Genomic DNA, 1,992 nt, shown 5'->3' with positions numbered 1-1,992 from the left:
AGTCCGGGCGCACGGCGCCGTCCTCTGCGGCCTGGGCCTCGGCGTACTCCTGCAGTGCAGCGGCGTCCACGAGGCCGATGTTGTGGAAGTTCTCACGGCCCTCGGCGAAGGCGGTGTAGCCGTCGGGCGCCTGGGACGGGTCGCCGGCGGCGACCCACGAGTCGTCGGCCAGGAAGGACAGGGTGGCGACGGTGTACATCTGGTCGTCGTCCAGGGCGACGCCGTCGATCCACACACCGGTGACCTTCTCGCCCTGCGGGCGGGACTCGTCGTAGGTCCAGGTGAGGTTCTCGGACCAGCCGAGGTTGAACATCTTCTCGTCGTCGCGCCAGTTCTCCTCGAGGGCCTTGCGGATGGAGGAGCCCGGGATGTCGAAGTAGACGAGGGTGTTGCCGAACGGGGCGACGTCCAGGATCTCGCCGAGGGTCAGCTTGCCCACCAGGTCGGACGGCTTCGGGCCGAAGTCGCCGGAGTTGGTGAACATGTCCTCGATGATCTCGGAGCGCAGGCCACCCGGGTTGGTCACGCCGAGGTCGACCTCCGGGCCGGCGGCGGCCACGGCGGACTTCAGGCCGTCGGCCACCCAGTTGCCCAGGGTGGTCTCGGCGGTGCGGGAGCCGCCGGCGCGCCAGGTGCCTCCGGAGGCGAGGACGTCGGCGTAGTCGGTGGTCAGGGAGCCGTCCAGGTCGGCGATGACGGTGGACTGCTTCTCCTCGAAGACGGCCACGGCGTCCTGCTCGATGGCGTAGACCTCGGCGGTCACCGGGGACTCGGCGGCGGCCTCGGCGGGGTCCTGGGTGGAGCGCTCGATGAGCTGCTGCGTCACGTCGGTCACCGAGTCGGTGGCCGGGTCGTAGGTGAGCTCGACGGCGGCCAGGTGAGAGCCGGAGGAGCCGGTCTGCATGACCGGGCGGCGGACGCCGTCCACGTCGGTCTCATAGCTGTACAGCTGGTGCGAGTGGCCGTTGAAGACCATGTCCACGTTCGCGGAGGTCTCCTGGACCATGGAGCGGAACTTGGCGCTGCTGGCCATCTCGTCCGCCAGGGAGCCGGAGCCGTTGGCGCCGTCGTGGTAGGAGGCCACGATCACGTCGGCGGCGTCGTTCGCGGCCAGCTCGTCGGCCACGCTGTTGACGGCCTGGACGAGGTCGAGGACCTCCATGCCCTTGAGCCCCGCGGCGGTGGTGGTGGAGTACAGGTCGTTCGGCACGGCGCCGATCACGGCCACGCGCACGCCGTTGACGTCGAACACCTGGTGGGAGGTGAGCACGGGCTCCTTGGTCTGCGGATCCACGAAGTTGGCGGCGATCACCGGGAACTGGGCGCGCTCGGCCACGCGGCCGGTCAGGTCGTCCAGGCCCTTGTCGAACTCGTGGTTGCCGGCGGTGAGGACGTCCAGGCCGAGGGCGTTCATCACGTCGATGGTCGGCAGGTCCTGCTGCACGTTGGACACGGAGGCGGAGGCGCCGATCAGGTCGCCGGCGCTGGTGAGCAGAGTGGAGTCGGCACCGTGCTGGGCCTCGAAGGCACGGCGGTAGTCCTCGACCGTGTCGGCGAACTGGGTGCCGGAGAACTCCGGGGACAGGGCGCCGTGGAAGTCGTTGAAGGACAGGATGGAGATCGTCTTCGAGTCCTCGGAGGTCTCGACGGCCAGGGCCGGGACGGCGCTGGCCGGAGCCAGGACGAGGGTCGCGCAGGCGGCGGTGGCCACGGCGCGGCGGCGGAAGAAGTAGGACACGGGTGCTCTCCTCATGCCCGGGCGGCGGGGTGCTCCGGGCCTCGTGCGGGTGCGGGCGTGCGGCACGGGGCGGGCCCGGCCGTGGAATCGATCCGACCACGGTCAGTTGTCATCCAGATGAACACCATGCAGGGCGCACATGTCCGATGAGTTGTGATCGGCGCCCGTCCGGCATGTGATCGCACCCACCATAGCCCTCGGGTGGGAGGGCCGGACGTCCGAGGAGCCGGGGCGGGACAGGCGGCGCAGGGGGG

1 protein-coding gene is annotated in these 1,992 nt (G+C 70.3%); it reads right to left on the bottom strand.

The genetic code is table 11. The features are described from left to right. The coding region (locus tag MLY01S_RS11760; protein WP_157531308.1) for a bifunctional metallophosphatase/5'-nucleotidase at positions 1-1,738 on the bottom strand (1,738 nt) is incomplete at its 3' end. Between the last annotated feature and the right edge of the window lie 254 nt (positions 1,739-1,992).

The sequence above is a fragment of the Micrococcus lylae NBRC 15355 genome, from assembly GCF_001570885.1.
GTDB lineage: Bacteria > Actinomycetota > Actinomycetes > Actinomycetales > Micrococcaceae > Micrococcus > Micrococcus lylae.
The sequence above is the reverse complement of the archived record's forward strand: the minus strand, read 5'-3'. Positions and strand labels throughout refer to the sequence as shown.